Origin of the sequence: Paenibacillus sp. FSL H8-0261, from assembly GCF_045040645.1 — a bacterium.
Lineage (GTDB): Bacteria > Bacillota > Bacilli > Paenibacillales > Paenibacillaceae > Paenibacillus_AQ.
Genome location: NZ_CP150297.1, coordinates 1,805,332 through 1,824,112, shown reverse-complemented (window position 1 = coordinate 1,824,112; position 18,781 = coordinate 1,805,332). Strand labels below are relative to the sequence as shown.

The window sequence follows — 18,781 nt, the reverse complement described above, 5'->3', positions numbered from 1 at the left end:
CAGAACCTGTGATACGGCCAAGTGAAGTTAGATAAAAAATACGTTACCCCCTATTTTAACACATGTATCAAAGAAATAGACGGTTTTTAGGTAAAATCATGTACAATGTATTCAAGCTGACCTATCAACTTATTAAAAAAGGGAGTTGTTTATATCTATGCTGCCGTTATACAAAAAATATTGGCGCACGTTCTTCGACATTGGATTAATTGTCCTCACGGTCTATCTGGTTATGTTCGCCTTCAGTAAATTGTATCAGTTAGCTGCACCTGTATTCCTATCTTTTTTTGTATTTTTGCTTATTGAACCGCTTGCCCGTTTCTTGAACCGACGGGGGCTTGCTAAACCATTCGCTTCAGCGATCTCAGTGCTTCTGTTCTTAATCGTTCTTCTGGGTACGTTATTTGGCGCTGGGCTATTGGTCACCATCCAAGCGCTTCACTTTCAAAATAATCTTCCTAAGTATACATATGTGGTGCAACAACATTTCGTGGAATCCACAACCTACCTTCAGCAAAAAATCGAAAGCTTGCCGCCGGATATTACCGATAAAGTGAATGGCTACTTTAAAGATGCCACGAATGTTCTTACTGGATGGCTTGTTACTTTTCTAAAATATATGGTCGGTGTGCTCGGATCCTTTTCCTCCTTCATGGCCAATTTTGGGATAGCCATTATTTTAGCATTTTTCCTTAGTATGGAGATTAAAGATTGGCGCAAGATTGCCCATGACAAAATGCCAAAAACATTTAAAACTGCTTACGCTTTTTTGCAAGGCAACGTCTTTAAAGCCATCGGCTCTTATTTAAAAGCCCAGCTTATTCTGATCAGCATTACCTTTGTTATCGTACTGGTTGGCTTATTCATACTAAGGACCGGTAACGAAATCACTATGGCGCTTATCTGTGCTGTATTTGATGTCTTGCCGCTCCTTGGTGTAACGACGATTTTAGTCCCTTGGATCATCTATCTGTTTATTGTTGGCAATACCTCATTAGCAATCGGTTTAATCGTACTCCTGGCGATTGTATTGATTGTAAGACAGCTGCTTGAACCGAAGATTACCGGGAATTCGATTGGCGTATCGTCTGCTTTTCTGATGCTGTCCTTCGTCATTCTGTCCACATCCGCTTTCGGTATGGCCGGTCTGATCCTGTCGCCGATTCTGCTTATTCTGATCAAAGAACTAATTCAACAAGGATATCTTCAGAGTTGGATCTATTTGCCTCAAGAAGAGTTTATCGTTTCTCCCTTTGCTGCAAATGGCCCTTCATCTAAGGGCAAGACCACTGCTACTCCTCCGGAGCCTCAAGCTTCTGTAGAAGACGATAATAAATCAAATATCTGACCGAACAGTTTAATGGCGAGATTCGGACTATCCGGAGCGACATTCTCTACTGCAACTGATATAGCATATTTTGGGTGATCCACCGGACCGTAGCCGATAAACCATTGATTGTTGCGTGCTACGCCCTTAACCAGCGTCTGTGCCGTCCCAGATTTACCTGCAACAGGCCAGTGTGTGCTTTGTAGACGGGTTCCCGTTCCTTCCGTTACAACTTTGCGCATCATGGACAGTAACTGGCGGGCTGTAGACTCAGAAATCCTCCCTGCTGAGGAAGGGGACAGATGTCCCGGCAGCTCCTCCAGCTTCTGCCCGTTCGCAAATGTGATTCGCTGCAGAATCCTTGGTGCCCTTACTTCACCTCCATGCAGTAGCGTTACAATAAGATTAGCTGCTTGTAAGGGTGTGACTTGTACATCCCGCTGTCCAATTGCAGTCTGTACCCTAGCTCCCTTGTCATCCGGCAGTAAGGTAGTAAAGATGGTTCCCTTTTGCTCTCCCGAAAGTGGTTTTAGAAGTGGAAACCCAAGCGTCTTCTCGGCTTGCCAGCTGATATCTCTACCGAGTCCTAGCGCCAGTGCAGTTGATTGAAGCTGGATACCGCTTAAGCGCTCTGCCAGAGCAGCAAATACAGTATTACAGGACACGGCGAATCCTTGCGCCAGCGTAAGGGGTCCGTGTCCTTTTCCTGTCAGACAAGACAATCCATATTTCTCAAATTGCCCGGAACAATAAAAAAGCTCATCAGCGGAGGTTACACCCGCTTCTAAGGCCGCGGAGGCTGTAACGATTTTGAAGATCGATCCAGGAACGGCAGCCTGGAGTGCCCGATTGTTCCACTCCCCGCCTTGCGGAGATATCTTCTCTGGATTATAGAAGGGTAAAGATACCATGGCTTCAATATCTCCCGTCCCGGTATCTAACACCACTATGGCTCCTTCCTTCATTCCGGATTTGAGCGCAAGCTCCTCAATTCCCTCCTGAAGCTTTTTATCAATCGTTGTATATAACGACAGAGGGAAATAAGGATTGCCCGGAGCTTTAACTTGAATGGGACTGCCTGGAAGGCGATTCCCACGCGCATCCACTTGAACATAAGCTTCCGTGTGTCCTACCCCTTGAAGCAAAGGCTCTAATGTCTTCTCTAAACCGTCCGTTCCCGTCATAGGAACTCTAAGACCCGTAGGAGAAGCTTTAGCTCCAGCATGCATAGTGGCTTCCGATAAATAGCCTAGCCATTGCCGACCTGAAGAAATCCCATCATATCTGCGTGCGAAAGGGAGCACGCCTACTCCGTCGATCCCCAGTGCACTCACTTCTTCTGCCTGTGCCTGTGACAACGCGAGTGGTCCTTTTCCCACTGAAGATGGCCATAGCAAAGGTTCTTTAAGTGACGACCGCTTATTCAGCAGTTGTTCATAGCTGACACCCAGAATCTCCGCCAGTCGGTGCATGGGTTTAGCTTCTTCGTAAACAACCTTCGTCACAGATTTCTTAGCCATCTCCTCTTGTGGAAAAAAAGCCGCCGTCCAAATGGTTTCCCCCGCAAGAGGCTCATTCTTGCGGTCATACAGACGTCCCCGACCGCTGTCCAGTACAGTCTCCCGTTCACTTTGAATTTCCGCCATCTTCGCAAGTGTATATTTTGTTCCAGGAACCGTCTGTTCCTTCATAATTAGCTGAACCCATGCCAGCCTAAGGATCAACACGGCTACAGCCGCAGATAAAATAAGAAGACCGCTGAATACACGCCGATGTTTGTTATTACGCAATGTCTTCCCTCCTGAGCAGACTCCACACCTATTATGTCCTACCTACATCCATTAGAATCGCCATAAAATGTTCATTGCAACATCACAATCCATAATTTATTTTCCAAACACAAACACTTACCATCCTTATAAGGACGGTAAGTGTTTGTGGGAGAAATATTCGGATTAAGTATGTGTGAAACGTTTCTCGGGAAATATAAGGATTGTTTATGGATTAGACTGTAGTTCCTTTGCTTTCTTAAAAGCTTCAGCTTCTAAAGAAGCGGGCAGCCTACTATCAGATACTAGCTCCTTGTTCTTTGCACTGTTTCGGAATGCCTCCATGGCCTGTCGGCTATAGCTGTCATAATTCGAAATCGAAACGTCCTGCCTAGCTGGAATCGAACCTTTAAGCGGATTAAAGGCATTCTGACCTTCGGCAGATCCCAGTACCCTTAACCAATCACGAACTGACTCTCGATCCTCAGCACCGCGTGACAATCCAAAAGCATCCAATTGGAATCTAAATATCCCTTTTGTACCTGGTGAAGCGTTCCAGCCAAACTGCACACCGTCCTTCAGCTCCAGATCATGTGTGAAAAAACCATTCACCCAATCGCCCATAATGTTCATTGCCGCTTTTCCCTCAGCAACGAGCTTAGCCGCTTCCTGCCAGTTTCGTTCAGCATGATCAGCATTCACATAGGTCAACATCTTGGCGAACCGCTCCATCCCTTCTTTTACATGAGGATCGTCAGTATTGATTTCTCCTTTACTTAGCTTTTTATAATCCTCGGCCCCCAGTGTTCCGAGCATGACATTCGTGTAAAGAGCGCTAACCATCCACGGTTCCTTGTTTCCAAAAGCCAGCGGTGTGATGCCTTTTCTTTGTAATTGATCAGCCACCTTAAAAAACTCATCGAATGTCGATGGAACTTGAAGGTTGTTATCAGCGAAGATGGATTTATTGTACCAGAGCACATTTTGACGGTGAATGTTAAGTGGGACATAATAAATGTCATCCCCAAGACTAAGCATATCGATGATCTCTGGAGGAAATACTGTATACCAGCCTTCTTCTTCGTACAGATCATTTAACGGCTCTACTCGCCCTTCAGCTGCCCAGAGCATATTCCTTCCCTGAAAGGTATCAGGCGGTTCACCATCCTTCATTCGCCGTTCAAGTACTTCCTTGGCATTTCCCCCTGCACCACCTTCAACGGCAGCATTAAAGACATAAATGCCGGGATACTTTTCTTTGAATACCTTGATTAAAGCTTTTAACCCTGCTTCTTCCCCGGCCCCTGTCCACCAGCTAAAGATTTCCAACTGCGGATGATCCGACTCCGCCTCGCTTCTCGTTATTGCCTCCTGAATGTTGTTAACCGGTTCACTAGATCGCATGGCCTCCTCATCTGGAAAAAATGCAGACAAATCTTTTTCTCTTAAGTTCATACATGAGGATAAAAGCAAGCTGACAATGAGCGTGTTGGATACCAGACTAATCAGCGACCTTTTCATTGAGATTCTTCCTTCCTATAGTTCCCGCTGTATTCATTTACTTTCTGCTTACAGTCTGCCAATGGATTGCCGAAATTCCGTCGGTGACATTCCTGTTGTCTTTTTGAATACTCTGCTGAAATAGTTAGGATCACGGTATCCAATTCTTATACTGATCTCTTTCAGCACTTGCGCAGGATCGGCTAACAGCTCTTTGGCTTTATTGATTCGCAGGCCAGTTAAATAATCAATAAAGGTTATGCCGCAGCGATCACTAAATATTTTGCTAAAATAGTTTGGGTTCAGCCCTACATGTTCAGCCGTCTCCTCAAGCGATAGCTCCCGCCTGTAATGGTCGGAAATAAACGTCTGAGCCCGACGAATCGCGCTAGCCGAATTGTTATCGTACCAATGCTTCAACATTCGGGCCTGAAGGAAAAGTCTTGAATGGGCTTGCTCTACCAGCAGCTCTACCTGTTCCACCTCTCCGAAGCTAAGCTGCGGCAAAGGCTCAAGCCCGCTCTCCCTAAGCGTCTCATCAGCCAAAGTAAATAATCGGTGTAGTCCGCTCTTTATATCCTGGATCTCGTCACTACAGAAGAGACGAAGTTCCGCTACCCAAAACTCGAAATCTTCCTCCATCTCTCGGAACTGTCCACTACCTAAAGAACGAAGCAATCTTCGTTCCGCCTCTCTCATACCAGAATTTGAGAGCCATTCCTCTTGTGCTTGTGAGCTTTCCCCCTCATTAAGAGCACTGGCTGATAACAGCGCTTCGTGATAAGAGCCTATCAACTGATCAGTAGAAGCTGCTAAACCTCCGATTCCAACAGACAGCTGCAATGAACGGAAACGCCGGGAAGCAAATTTAGCCAGATTGGACGCAAAATCCTTAGCATTATGAATATGCTGGATTGGCAAACGGGATTTCGCATCCGGAAACATGAAGACCGGGATACGAGCTCCTGTCATCGGGCCTACGAGAGAGAAGCAACTAATCTTACACTGATGCCTAAGCCAAGAATATATCTCCCTTCGTTCCTGAACACTCCATGCCTTCTCCTTCGTTGACATCACAAATACGATAGCGAATCCTGAAGATTCTGGTACACCAAGGGTATGGCTCCAATCTCTAACCTGCACTTCCTGTATACGATCCATCAAAATAGCACTAACCCATTCGGACTCTACTAGTGATAATGTCTCTTTAAATTTGGACTCCAGCTCATTAGTTCTTTGTTTATCCTCTTTTTCTCGTGCAATCTCATGGGACATCGTGCGGATGACCTCCACGATCTGATCCTTCCGATATGGCTTGAGCAAATACTCCCTCACACCATAACGCATGACTTTACGTGCATATTCAAACGTATCGAACGCAGACATCATAATAAAACGAATCGCTGGAAACCTATTATGGATCAAGGACACAGCTTCCGTACCATCAATTCCCGGCATTTTGATATCCATAGTGATGACATCAGGCCGTAGTTGTTCCGCGAGCTCTACAGCTACCCTACCATTTTCGGCTTCACCAACTACTCGAATCTCTGGTAGAAACCGCTCGATGATCATCCGGAGAGCACTACGTTCAATACGTTCATCATCCACAATCAGGAGCTTAAGCATGCAGGATCTCCTCCTTGCTATTATTCACACGCGTTAGCCTCAGTTTGATGGTCGTTCCCTTTCCCTGCTCGGACATAATCTCGATTACATCGTTCCTTTGATAGAAAAGCTGCAGCCGTCGTTGTACATTTCGAATTGCAATTCCATTGGAGTTCGAATCAGCGCTCCCCACAGGCTCCCTTTCTTTCTCTGAATCTATGGGCGTATGTTCGGAAAAAGGAATATCTCCGCTCAAGCGAGCAATCGTTTCCGGGTCTATTCCAACGCCATTATCCTGTACCTCTACGATGACATCATTACCACTCTCGTAAATGGCCAGATGCAGTTTCCCACCCTGTTCATAGGATTCCACACCATGAGTGAAAGCGTTCTCAATAAAGGGCTGCAAAGTCAGTGGTGGTAACAAGCAATCCAAGGCTCGCTCCTCAATGTCATCCGTAAACGCAACTCTATCATCAAAACGCATCCTTTGAATAAACAAATACTCTTTAACAATATTCACTTCATCACGCAGCTGAACAATATAATTCATCTTCTTCAGATTGTAACGCAGCAAGGTCGAAACGGAATCCACCAACTCGCTTGTTCTTTCTGCGCTCTCGACATAAGCCATTTTAGAAACCATGTTCAGTGTATTAAATAGGAAATGTGGATTGATCTGATTTTGCAGACTTTTCAGCTCCATTTTCTTAACCAATTGATCGAGTTCCGAGTTCTGTTTGATTTCAACCACGAGATCGCGGATGTTAGAGCGCATATTATTAAAGGTTGTTGCGAGAAAGCGCATTTCATCACGCGTATTCACCGTAACCTCCCCCTCGAAATTCCCGCGAGATATCCGATTCGCCGCAGCCGTCAATTGCTGTATGGGCTTCGTAATTCCATTGGAGAACCAATATGCAAAAATCATACACAAAATGGCTACCGAACTAAAAACAAAAACACCTAAATATCTAAAGTTCTCATTCTTTCGACTAATCAGCTCAAACACATTCCGGTAATCCGTCAGTTCGCTATTAATAATCGTCAATGTGGTCTCTTGAATATATCGGGTAATCTCACCCGATTGTTTTAAGTGTGCGTAGTAAGCATCCTGGTTGCCTAGATCAAAAGCTATAAGGCTTTGCCGACTCTCTGTCATGTAGCTGTCTATCATATTGCTATAGTTATCAACGAGCAGTTGATTATGATCATTTTGTAGAATATTTACTAGTAAATCCTGTTTGTTATTAAGCTTCATAATGGCAGTTTCATACTGCTTCAGGGTCTCATCGCCGCTTCGATTCCGGAGCACATACCGGTTCATAGCATCATTAACATCAGTGGCATCCTGGTATAGCTCATTAAGCAGAAAAAATCGGTGCAGAACTTGATCGTATGTCCTTGCCATATTGATATTATCTATGTAAAGAAAGACGAAAACACTACTAAGTAGTACTATAAAAGCACTAAAAAAGATCATCAGCTTGCTTTTAATACGAATCATGGCCCGAAGTCCCCCTTTCCGCGGGAAATTTCCTCTTTGCGGACCACATTGGCATCCGTATTAAAGATGGTAACAATCTTTTTCCCTGCTAGATAATCCACCATCAGTTCCACACTTTTTCGTCCCATCATGTAAGGTTGCTGCACTATAGAGGCATCTATGATGCCCTCTTCAATGAATTCAAGCGTTTCCGGTAAGTCATCAAAAGCAATGATCCGCGCCTGCTGATTTTTACCTTTCAGCATTTGGGCAATCCCCAATCCATCCAAAGAACTTGTACCCAAAAAAGTGTCTATCTCTGGATGCTGATTCATGATTTTAAAAGCTATGACTTCTGACTGAATCCGATTAATGTTTGATTCTTCAATTTGTACGACATGGATACCAGACTCTCCATCAATTGCATCCATAAAACCTTTAACCCGCTGCTGTTGATTCGTAGAGGTAAAGCTCCCGGTCACAATCCCAACTTGACCTACACCCTTCGATTGCTGAACAAGTGTCGTTCCAGCTAAATATCCAGCCGCGTAGTTATCAGTGCCAACATAGGCAATCCGCCCGCTAGATGGTGCATCCGAATCAATAGTAATGACAGGGATACCTTGTTTAACAGCTTCAGCAATGATGGGATTAAATTCCTTATCATTAAGTCCTTGTGTCAATATTCCGTCTACCTTCGATGCAATAGCTTTATCTATGATTCGAATTTGCTCTCTCTTATCTGCTTGGACGGGTCCGAGATATTCAAGCGCAATCCCTTCCTCTGCTGCTGCTCTCTGAGCACCTTTCTCAATTTCACGCCAATAGGGATTATCCAATTCTTCCGAAATTAAGACAAGATGTAGTAGTGGCTTTTGCGCGGGCTTTCGTTCGGCTAGTAAATGATCGTAATACAACACTTTTCCAGTAAACACGCCAGTAAAACATAGGGAAATGGACAGTAAGAGCAGCATGAAAATATAAAAAGGTCGGCGAAGTATATTTATGGTGTTCTTCCCCCTCTAGCATTGTTTATGCTAATAAGAATGCGCTTACATTAAAATAATAATAGATACTATAGTAAATATAGTCAATTCCCGATTCCAAAAAAAACTGCCCCAAGCTACTTATAGCTTGAGGCAGCTTTGTCATTCCTGCTTGCGAAGGGAAAAGACTATGGTGCAACAGTTAAAGCCTCTTGCGAGTAATCGGCAATGACCGGATGAACCAAAAGATTTAGCGGTTTGACTGGAATCAGTACACTGTTGGTGGTTTTCACTGTCATTGGCGATTCCAAATGGAAGTACGTATTCAGCTTCTCTCCTGCGGAAGAGGAACCGATTCGAACCGCATAAGTACCTGGATCAGCTACCCAAGCATGGCTGCTCTCATCGAAGGAAGCCAGATCCAGACTATTTAGTGTGAACGTTAGGGTCTGATGCTCTCCTGCATTCAATAACGCTGTCTTTTGGAAAGCCTTCAATTCCTGAACTGGTTTATTGGCACCCGGAGCGCTTAGATATAGCTGAACTACCTCTTTACCTGCAACTGTACCGTTGTTATATACATCCACGGTTACAGTCACACTTCCCGCTGCAGAATCAAAAGCATCTGAACTGATCTTAAGATCGCGGTAGCCAAAGGTTGTATAGGAGAGGCCATATCCGAATGGATAGGCAACCGCACTGCTTTTGCCAAACGTATCATAGTAACGGTAACCCACATAAATATCTTCCTCGTACTTCACTTCCGCACTATTTCCTGGAAAGTTATTAGCGGAAGGAACTACACCATAACTTGTAGGAAAAGTCATTGGCAGCTTGCCCGATGGATTCACAGCTCCGGATAATACGTCGGCAATCGCATGGCCTGCTTCCTGTCCTGGCTGCCAAGCCAAGAGAATAGCATCCACTTTATCTTTCCAGGAGATCATTTCAATCGGACCGCCGATATTCAGAATCACGGAGACCTTCTTACCTTGCTCATGGTAAGCAGTTGATACCTTATCAATCATATCCAGCTCTGTCGCTGTCAACAAAAAGTCACCCTCAGCATTTTTCCGGTCTGAACCTTCACCAGATATTCTGCTGATTACAATAATGCCTGTCTCGGAAGAAGCTTCTGCTGAATTAATCTCATCCGCTGATAATACCTTTTCCGGAAGTGGTGGATAGGCCAAGCCGCCAAAGCTGCTCACTGGACCGTATTCCGGCTTCTTTCTTAGCTCTGTAATATATTCTTGATAGCTGACATTTAAAGGTTCATATACGCTGTAGCCTGCGTCACTTAACCCTTCCACAATGGATACAGTATGCTCCACATTGACATCGCCGCTGCCTGTTCCGCCTTTGACGGTTTCAATCTGAGCATTTCCGAAGAGGGCAATATTCGTACCTGCTGCGATAGGCAACGCCTCAGCTTTATTCTCCAGCAGCACCATACCTTCTGTTGCGGCTTGACGAGAGGTCACTGCATTTGCAGCAAGATCAGGTTTGTTTCTGTGTCCGCTCCCCTTAAAGGATGGAGATTTCACTACGACTTTCAAAATTCTTTTTACGTTAACATCCAGTTGTTCTAAGCTCAGATCGCCATCGTTCACAGCTTTAGTAATCGCTGAAATGGCTGCCGCATTTCCTGGCATGATGAGGTCGTTGCCTGCAATCATATTTTGTGCCCGGTTCGAGCCCCCACCCCAGTCCGTCATTACAAAACCTTGGAACCCCCACTCATCGCGGAGAATTGTACTCAGTAGATCTTTATTTTCGGAGGCAAACGTTCCATTGATTTTGTTATAAGAGCTCATAACAGACCATGGCTGCGATTCTTCCACTGCGATTTCGAAACCTTTCAAGTAGATTTCGCGCAGTGCTCTCTCTGAAACGACCGTGTCAATGGACATCCGGTTCGTTTCCTGATTATTCGCGGCAAAATGCTTAATTGTCGTTCCGACCCCATTCGCCTGAACCCCATTCGTAATCGCAGCGGTCATTTTTCCTGAGATGAGCGGATCTTCGGAATAATACTCAAAGTTTCTGCCCCCCAATGGATTGCGGTGAATGTTCAGCGCGGGAGCCAGATATAAATCCACACCATACTCCAGTAGCTCATTCCCCATCGCATTACCTACTTGGTTAGCCAAGGCTTCATTCCAAGTCGCTGCAATGGAAGTGGCGATCGGGAAACCTGTAGCAAATGTGGTAGCTTCACCCTGTTTCGTGTTGATGCGGACTCCCGCTGGTCCATCTGCCATGATTAACTTGGGAATCCCAAGACGTGGCAACTCATAAGAACCACCAGCAGCTCCAGCTACCTTCGTGCCTGAACCAGCACCGACAACCAGCGAAGCTTTTTCCTTAAGCGTCATTTCACCAATAACGGCATCAATGGATGCTTCATCTGTCAGTACAACCAGACTTGCGTCGATAGTGTATTTTAATTCAGCTATAGGACTGGATGGGATACCAGCTTTAACTGCCAAGGCTTTAATTGTAGCCGTCTCTTTATCGGCACCTACAATTGTAATGGGCCCTTGATATACGGTACTGTTTTCAGTTGGTGTACTGCCGTCAAGTGTGTAATAAATTGTAGCGCCGGATGTTGAGGTGAGCGTAACCTTAGGGCCACTCTTATATACACCAGGCTCTGGAAAAGCAGTAGGCAATGCTGCTCCAATTACATAATTGAATTCAGCAACTTTACTTGTCTTGCCGTCTTTAACCGTTAATGCCTTTACTATTGAGGAGGCCGTAATACTGATTCCAGACCGTGAATTATACTGCTTGGTCGTATTCATTACTGATGCTGCAGGTGTAGATCCATCGGTAGTATAGAAGATGGTTGCGCCACTCGGAGCAGTCAACATTACCGTCTGAGCTCCATAATAAGTTCCTGACGGGATAGAAGCTGTTGGAGCAGCAACGAGTCCTTCTTCAGGTTCAGTTCCGGGATCAACAGCTTTTTTGTATTTCGCTGTCCGGGCATCGTTAATTACGCCGCTCCAGTTCATCCCGAAGGCAAAGTCATAAGCATTCCCTTCAGAATCTACATAGACTTTCATATCATGGGATACATCCTCATACTGCTCCTCTACCGTCTTCATGTCTTTAGGCATTTGCATAGGCAGAAGGGCCGATGGTTCATATGCACCTACCAGAATATCGAAGATCGCTTGATTCTGAATGCCAAAGTTCGCAATAATCGCATCCGCACGATCTTCGAATTCAGCAACAATCGTTGGATTAGACATCGTTAGGGAAACGACTACTGGTTTATCTCCCATTGCTTTTTTGGTATCAAGCACCAGATCCAAATCAGACTCATTGGATGCCGTAGTCTTCTTTCCTTTGTAAGAACGGTTCAATACATCTCTTGCATCACCAGCCAAACTCGTTTCACGTGCATACTCCGCTGTATATGGACGATACTGCAGGCTGATCGGGATATACCCATTACCTCCGGCATCTACGTCAGCTTTGCTGTAGCCGGCGCCAGTTTGCGGATTCTTGATAAAGACAATCGCGCTGTCAGCTTGAGCCGGATCATCCGTCACATTGAAGTATTTCTTCAGCTGATCAATGTTGACAGGATACGAATACGATTTGGTAGCTGCATCATAAGTTTTTGGAACATAAACTTTCTCATCTTTTTTAAGTGGAAGTACATGGTTATCTTTGTTTTTCAGCATAATGACTGACTTTAACTGGGCCATATAACCCTCTGTCATAAACTCCTTGTTACCCACAGTAGCTTTTGTTTCCTCTACATCAAGATATGGATTCTCAAATAGCCCTGCATTAAAAATATTAGTAAGTAGTCGTACTGCTGACTCTTCAAATCGTGTCCGTATCACCTTCTCGCCTTGTTTCTCAATTCCTATTTGATACGCTGCAATGATAGGTTTGGAATCGTTATTTCCACCGAATTGGTCGACACCGGCCATGATGATTCGATAGTGACGTTCCGCAACTGTGTAATTTTCTTCTACACCCCATGGGCGGTTACCAAATAACTCAACAGGTCCTTCATCGCCTGTGATTCCCCAGTCTGTTGTGATTACCCCGTCGTAATGATACGTGTTCCGTAAAAGATCGGTGATTACATAAGGACTATACGAGTTCCCTACATTCTCTCCATTCGCCTTATCCTGATTAAATGAGATTGTATAATACGGCATAACTGCAGCGGCTTTTCCAGTCGGTCCTTCCAGGTCAAATGCTCCTTTTGTAAAAGGAATCAGATGCTCATCGAAGTTATTTCCCGGATAAACAGCATACTTTCCATACCCATAGTGTGCATCTCGGCCACTCTCGCCGGAACCCCCACCTGGCCAATGTTTGACCATAGCATTCACACTCTCATTGCCCCATCCATCGCTGCTGCCCGGTGTAGTCTGAAAACCATCCACATAGGCTCTTGCCATATCAGCAGACAGTTTAGAGTCCTCACCAAATGTTCCGCTGAAACGAGTCCAGCGCGGTTCCGAAGACATATCCACCTGAGGGGATAAAGCTGTTGCGATGCCAAGCGCCCTGTACTCTTTAGAAGCAATTTCGCCGAACTGCTTCGTCAGATTGGCATCGAAGGAAGCAGCAAGACCTAGTGCCTGCGGCCACATCGAGATCGCTCCACCTGATCCTTCGTTATACTCTGCGTTAGCTACAGTGCTATGACGAGGGTCCGAGCTGTTATTAGCTGGAATACCAAGCCCAATCTTCTCCACTAAGGATTGGGCATTGTTGTTCCAACGGGCAGCCACCTCAGGGCTCTCAACCGTAGTAATCAATACATGCCGCAAGTTATCTTCTGTCAAGAATACTTTCTGTTGGTCTGTTAGATCGGATGCCAATGCACCGCTTTCCGCCAGCGGTTTTCCACCATAAGTTCCCCCACGGAATCCCGAAGCTGAGGCTGCTGGTATGGATTGATGACCACTGTACAGCATAAGTCCGGCAATTTGCTCCACAGACATTTGCGAAGCAAGATCCTTAGCTCTTACTTCTGTGCTAAGACGCCAATCCTCATATTTGTCGAGCTTGCCGTTTTTATTCAAATCTTTAAATGCTAACCCATCTACGGTTAACAGAGCTACCCCTGATTGTGTTGAGTATCCTAAGGTCTCTCCACCAGGATTGGTCACTGTACCAATCGTACCAACAACGCTTTGGCTCCATTTCGTGCTACTGCCTCCATTATTTGAGCCTGACCCGGACCCTCCGCCGCCAGTAGCAGGACTGCTGGTTGGCTTAGCCGCAGTATCTTTACCATCATTAGTAATTGTTCCTTGGCCAACCTCTTTACCATCAATGATCACACCTGAAGTTTGTACCACGATACTGGTCACATTTTTCCCACCAGTTATGGTTGTTCCCTCTGCTCCTGGTCGGATAGTGATCGTTCCCACCTTCGCCCCATCATTGATTACAATAACGGTAGGAACTAAAATTTCCATAGATTGGATTGTAGTGGACCCTTCGGCTACAACTCGAACCTTTCCGCCTTGCTTATTAATGGTTACACCCGACAAAGTGCTACTCTTCAAGTGAATACTGTCTATTCCTCCGCCGCTTACAAACGTGGTTCCAGATACGGTTACTTGATCAAGTGTAGCCTCTCCGTTACCGATACCTGCGGTTAAATATAAATCTCCACTCACTTTGCTACCAGATAGGATTGCTCCTGAAGCAGTAATTAGCGCAGAACCCGCGATCGCCGTGGCATCATAAGTACCTGCAGCATTGTAATATCCTTTTGCCATACCATCAATAATCTTAATGACCTCAGCACGTGTTATGGACCCCGTTGGTTTGAATGTACCATCCGTATACCCGTTGATAGCCCCTTTTTGAGTAAGGATGCCAACCGCTGAGGCAGCATAAGCACTTATAGAAGCAGCGTCCGTGAAGGATAGGGAAGCCGTCCCTGCCTGATTCAATTCGAACACACGAGCCAGCATGGTTGCAGCGTCCTGTCTCGTTAAGTAGTTATCTGGTTTCGCAAGATTACCTGCAAAACCTTCAAAGTAACCTGCTTGACGTGCGATCAGCACATCAGCTGCATACCATTTCCCGCTTGGTACATCGTTAAAGCTATTGCTTGTTTGCTGTGAAAAACCGAATAATCGGTTGAGCACTGCCACAAATTCTGCTCTAGTTACTTTTCCGTTTGGTAGGAAGCTTCCATCCGTATATCCATTTATAATTCCGCTTGACGCCCATTTTCCTATTGGTGATTGCGCCCAATGCCCGTTTATGTCCTTAAAACTCGCAACCGTTTGAACATTTGTAATTTCAGCGGCAAACGCCCCTGGATTCACAGATGAGAATAACAACGCAGCGACTGCTAAGCTACTGGCCAGCTTTCTAGCTATGGGCATTTTCTTAACTTTTAGGCTTGAACTGTTTTTATATTTTGTCAACATGCCATCCTCCTCAGTAAAATATGTAAACGCTAACAATACCGTCTAACAAAAAGATCTCTTCAGTTCACCCCCTATTTGATAGACATATTATAGCTTGAGGTTTGGGATGGCTTATCTAGACTATCTTCAGATGCATCTGGATTATTTTATACTCGCTACATGCCGCTCAAAACAAAGAACCGCTTCTCCAAAAGGAATAAGCGGTTCTTAAATTTAGTATTCTGTTACGGCTACCCTACACGCTGAACTTCGATAATTTCTCCTTTAACTGCAAGGATGCATCCTCCAGCTTCAAAGAAAGCTCTACCAAATGATCACTTACACTTTGTTGCTCTCCACTAAGTGAGGCAACTTCTTGAGAGGCAGCTGATGATTCCTCAGCTATTGAGCTTACGTTGCTCATCGAATCGGATAGAACCTTTTGCGATTGACTCAGGCTGTCCATCGACACAGTTACAGCATTCAGACGAGCGATAAAATGCTGCATCTGATCCTGCACAGATACGAAGATATCGCTAGTACTCTGCACGGAAGTCATTTGCTGATTAAAGAGAGGTGCAACTTCTGAAAGGACCACAACCGTCTCGTTCATATCTCTCATAACGGTATCTGTTATTTCTGCCACAACAGCAATAGACTCTTTCGATTGATCTGCAAGCTGGCGTATTTCATCGGCTACCACCATGAATCCTCGCCCGGCCTCGCCTGCTCTTGCTGCTTCAATGGTGGCATTCAGAGACAAGATATTCGTCTGCTGAGTAATATTTTGCATCACATTAAGAACCTTCATAACGGAAGATGCCGTTTCTGTCAGCTCGTTAACCTTCATCACAAGCTGATTCGTCTTCAGGCCTGTCCTATTCGTCTCATTAAGTAATTCTTTCAACCTGTTGAAGCCTTCCTCACTGAGTTCGCCGATGCTATGTGCGGTGTGATCCATCTCGTGAGTAGCTGAATTGACTAAATCCATCTGTACCGAAATTTGCCCCGTCAACTCATTGCCACGATCAGCTTCCAAGGCTAAACTGCCAGCACCACCCGCAATTTCTTCCGTGGCCGCGGCAATATCCATAGCTGCATCAGCTGTCTTGCGCGAAACACCGCTAAGCTCATCGGCGGTTTCCAGTACCTTCCGAGCGGTTTCATTCGTATGGATAACCAGCTCTGTTATTCGTTCCATCATCATGTTAAAAGAACTGGATAACTGACCGATCTCATCACGTGAGGTGATATTCGTACGCACCCCTAGATTCCCTTCGGCTCCCTCTGACATCAAATTCTTAAGTCTGGTCAGCGGTCGAGATACCATTCTGAACATCCAATACCCTATTAAAATGGCGATAACAGCAGCTACAGCAACAATAATATAAGTAGTCTTGAGAATACGCAGCGCGTCTTTCGTCAAGTTCTCAGCCGGTACAACACCAAGTAACCTCCATCCCGAGGTTTCTAGTGTTCCGTATACAGCTAATATAGATTTCCCCTTCTCATCCTTTGTTGGCAATGAGCCTGCTGTATTCTGCAGACCACCCAGAAGCGTCCCTCCCAGATTCAAATATGTATCCGTCCCCACTTGCTGGGAGGAGGCAATCAATTCATCCTTATTCGTTAGCAATTGCATGTAGGAGCTTGTTCCAAGATCCACTTTACGAAGCTGATTTTCTAATTCGCTAATTCTAATATCGTTAATGACTATGTATCCTGAGCTTTTAGAATCACCGGCAATCGATTTGGCCAAATGGAAAACACCTGACGTATTTCCTTCCTGGCCCTGTAATTCACGTGGAATCCATACACTCTGTGGCTTCTCCTCTAGCTGCTTAAACCATGAGGATTCTCTGAAACTCTCAATAAAAGCGCTATCTTTTGTACCCGCCAAAGAAATTGGAAAACCTTCATTCATCGGAATAAGGTATACGGCCTCCACACCGTTTGATGCCGTGAGCCAATCATTTAGCTGCGCACTAATCTGGTTAGATAGTACCTTACGTTCCTCATTACTTGTAGTGGGATTATTCCCTTGTTTGAGTGCATTTTGAATTTCATTGTCGTACAAGATTCTTCCTAGACCATCCTCATAACGTAACAATTCCACATCAAACTTCTCAGCAGTTTGAACGACTGTCTGTTGATTGGCTGACAGCGCATTCGTCTCGATCGTATGCTCAGCTACGGAATAGGAAGTGTAGCCGAGAGAGAGCACGAGCACCATCGTCGAAACAAAGAAGATGAGAAAAAGCCGCACCCCAATGGATTTGGATGGATGCAGCTGGAATCGTCTTTTTTCTTTTTTCACTTGTACTTTCATCTAATCATTCACCACCGTTGTCGTCTGTTATGCCTACTGGCTTATCGTTTACAAGGTCATGAACATTTGTAACACCCGATCGGAAAGATATGGCAAATACTCATGACCGTACTCATAATAAACCATAAGCTCTTTGGGCGCTAGTACTTTGTTGTATGCGGCAAACTGCGTTGAAGGTGGACAAATCACATCGGATAACCCTGTAACCCACAACATTTTGGCTTGAATTCGCTCCGCGAGATTCTGAATATCGATGTAACCCAGTCTATTAAAAATCTCGTCCTCACGTAAATGATGGGGATCAAAAAAGCGGAAATAATAGTTAATTTCCTCATAAGCTGACGTAGTGATATCAAGCTCCCAAGCCCGTCTATAATCTGAAAGAAACGGATACACAGGAACGGCCATACTCACACGCGGCTCTAATGCTGCACAAGCTACAGTAAGTGCTCCGCCTTGAGATAAACCAAAAGCACCTACTCGTGCTGGATCAACTTCTTCCATAGACATCAATATTCGAGCAGTCTGTGCTGTATCCAGAAACACATTACGATAGTAAAGGTTGTCCGGATTTGGATCGTCAATGCCGCGAATAATATGTCCACGAATGGTTGTGCCTTTTACTGTAAGATTATCCTCGGAAAGTCCGCCTTGTCCCCGGCAATCCATCGCAAGGACACTAATTCCATGGGCCGCATAAGTCACCTTCTCCATCAATCCCCGCTGTCACAGGAATATCCATGAAACATCACGACACCAGAACCTTTTTCTGAACCCCTTTTCTTCGGTCTTACATATTTACAATGGATTCTTGCTCCGCCAACGCCGGTAAAATACAGATGAAAACATTCCGCCAGCTCGCTGACGAACTCCGCAGGCTCTAGTTCATAATCTAGTGACTGGGCGTCCAGATCATGCAAAGCCCGCTCCCAAAATGCGTCAAAGTCGACTGGTTTTGGGCTGCTTCCGTTATATTTTTTTAATTGTGACAATGTCATGTCGTTTCCCATATTAAGGTCCTCCTTAAGGTTTTTTCACTAAAAACAATGGAAACGGAAAACCCGCTATGTGGGTTTTCCGTTAGTTTCTACTAATAACAAGAGCTCGCTATTTACACTAAACACCACCAAACTGGTTAGTTTAAGTGCACTTTGTGCAACTAGCGGCTTTAGCCTAGACATACTGGCGTCTCATGAATGAGCTCATAGTACTCACTCGTTGCTCTTTGACTGCAATTTGTGCAATAGAATCTCTCCATATGAGCGCCCGTCTTTGTTCTATTGCACTTTGTGCAATCAGTTCGAGCGAAACCGAGCATAAAAGTGATTTTTGCGGAAATCCATTGCAGAGAGTGCAATAGATTCTA

7 protein-coding genes and 4 pseudogenes are annotated in these 18,781 nt (G+C 45.0%); 1 reads left to right on the top strand and 10 read right to left on the bottom strand.

Features of this window, described 5'->3' with window-relative positions; all coding sequences use genetic code 11:
- The first annotated feature begins 157 nt into the window (after nucleotides 1-157).
- Nucleotides 158-1,348 (top strand): AI-2E family transporter, encoded by a 1,191-nt coding sequence (locus tag MHI27_RS07985; protein ID WP_405175996.1) that lies wholly within the window; start codon nucleotides 158-160, stop codon nucleotides 1,346-1,348.
- Here the strand turns inward: MHI27_RS07985 and MHI27_RS07980 are convergent.
- From MHI27_RS07980 to MHI27_RS07935, 10 genes and pseudogenes are all read right to left on the bottom strand, one after another.
- Nucleotides 1,309-3,117 (bottom strand): peptidoglycan D,D-transpeptidase FtsI family protein, encoded by a 1,809-nt coding sequence (locus MHI27_RS07980; RefSeq protein ID WP_405175995.1) that lies wholly within the window; start codon nucleotides 3,115-3,117, stop codon nucleotides 1,309-1,311. The genes MHI27_RS07985 and MHI27_RS07980 overlap by 40 nt on opposite strands.
- A 207-nt stretch (nucleotides 3,118-3,324) precedes the next feature.
- On the bottom strand, nucleotides 3,325-4,617 hold the full coding sequence (locus MHI27_RS07975; RefSeq protein WP_405175994.1) for an ABC transporter substrate-binding protein: 1,293 nt from the start codon (nucleotides 4,615-4,617) through the stop codon (nucleotides 3,325-3,327).
- 48 nt (nucleotides 4,618-4,665) lie between these two features.
- On the bottom strand, nucleotides 4,666-6,225 hold the full coding sequence (locus MHI27_RS07970; RefSeq protein WP_405175993.1) for a response regulator: 1,560 nt from the start codon (nucleotides 6,223-6,225) through the stop codon (nucleotides 4,666-4,668).
- Entirely contained in the window at nucleotides 6,218-7,711 is a 1,494-nt protein-coding gene (locus MHI27_RS07965; protein ID WP_405175992.1) for a sensor histidine kinase, read from the bottom strand. Before MHI27_RS07965 ends, MHI27_RS07970 begins: the two co-directional genes overlap by 8 nt.
- On the bottom strand, nucleotides 7,708-8,625 hold the full coding sequence (locus MHI27_RS07960; RefSeq protein WP_405175991.1) for a sugar-binding protein: 918 nt from the start codon (nucleotides 8,623-8,625) through the stop codon (nucleotides 7,708-7,710). The genes MHI27_RS07965 and MHI27_RS07960 overlap by 4 nt, the downstream gene beginning before the upstream one ends.
- 239 nt (nucleotides 8,626-8,864) lie before the next feature.
- Nucleotides 8,865-11,573 (bottom strand): annotated as a pseudogene (locus MHI27_RS07955) (glycoside hydrolase family 3 C-terminal domain-containing protein); the annotation flags it as partial.
- A 69-nt stretch (nucleotides 11,574-11,642) separates the two neighbouring features.
- Nucleotides 11,643-13,835: pseudogene (locus MHI27_RS07950) on the bottom strand (glycoside hydrolase family 3 N-terminal domain-containing protein); the annotation flags it as partial.
- Between the two features lie 639 nt (nucleotides 13,836-14,474).
- A pseudogene (locus MHI27_RS07945) lies at nucleotides 14,475-15,062 on the bottom strand (S-layer homology domain-containing protein); the annotation flags it as partial.
- Between the two features lie 280 nt (nucleotides 15,063-15,342).
- Nucleotides 15,343-17,415 (bottom strand): methyl-accepting chemotaxis protein, encoded by a 2,073-nt coding sequence (locus MHI27_RS07940; protein ID WP_405175990.1) that lies wholly within the window; start codon nucleotides 17,413-17,415, stop codon nucleotides 15,343-15,345.
- Between the two features lie 48 nt (nucleotides 17,416-17,463).
- Nucleotides 17,464-18,425 (bottom strand): annotated as a pseudogene (locus MHI27_RS07935) (acetylxylan esterase).
- Between the last annotated feature and the right edge of the window lie 356 nt (nucleotides 18,426-18,781).

Excerpts from the sequence above, each read along its gene's own strand:
- MHI27_RS07985 (WP_405175996.1), top strand. The coding sequence starts at position 158 with ATGCTGCCGTTATACAAAAAATATTGGCGCACGTTCTTCGACATTGGA.
- MHI27_RS07975 (WP_405175994.1), bottom strand. The coding sequence starts at position 4,617 with ATGAAAAGGTCGCTGATTAGTCTGGTATCCAACACGCTCATTGTCAGC.
- MHI27_RS07970 (WP_405175993.1), bottom strand. The coding sequence starts at position 6,225 with ATGCTTAAGCTCCTGATTGTGGATGATGAACGTATTGAACGTAGTGCT.
- MHI27_RS07965 (WP_405175992.1), bottom strand. The coding sequence starts at position 7,711 with ATGATTCGTATTAAAAGCAAGCTGATGATCTTTTTTAGTGCTTTTATA.
- MHI27_RS07940 (WP_405175990.1), bottom strand. The coding sequence starts at position 17,415 with ATGAAAGTACAAGTGAAAAAAGAAAAAAGACGATTCCAGCTGCATCCA.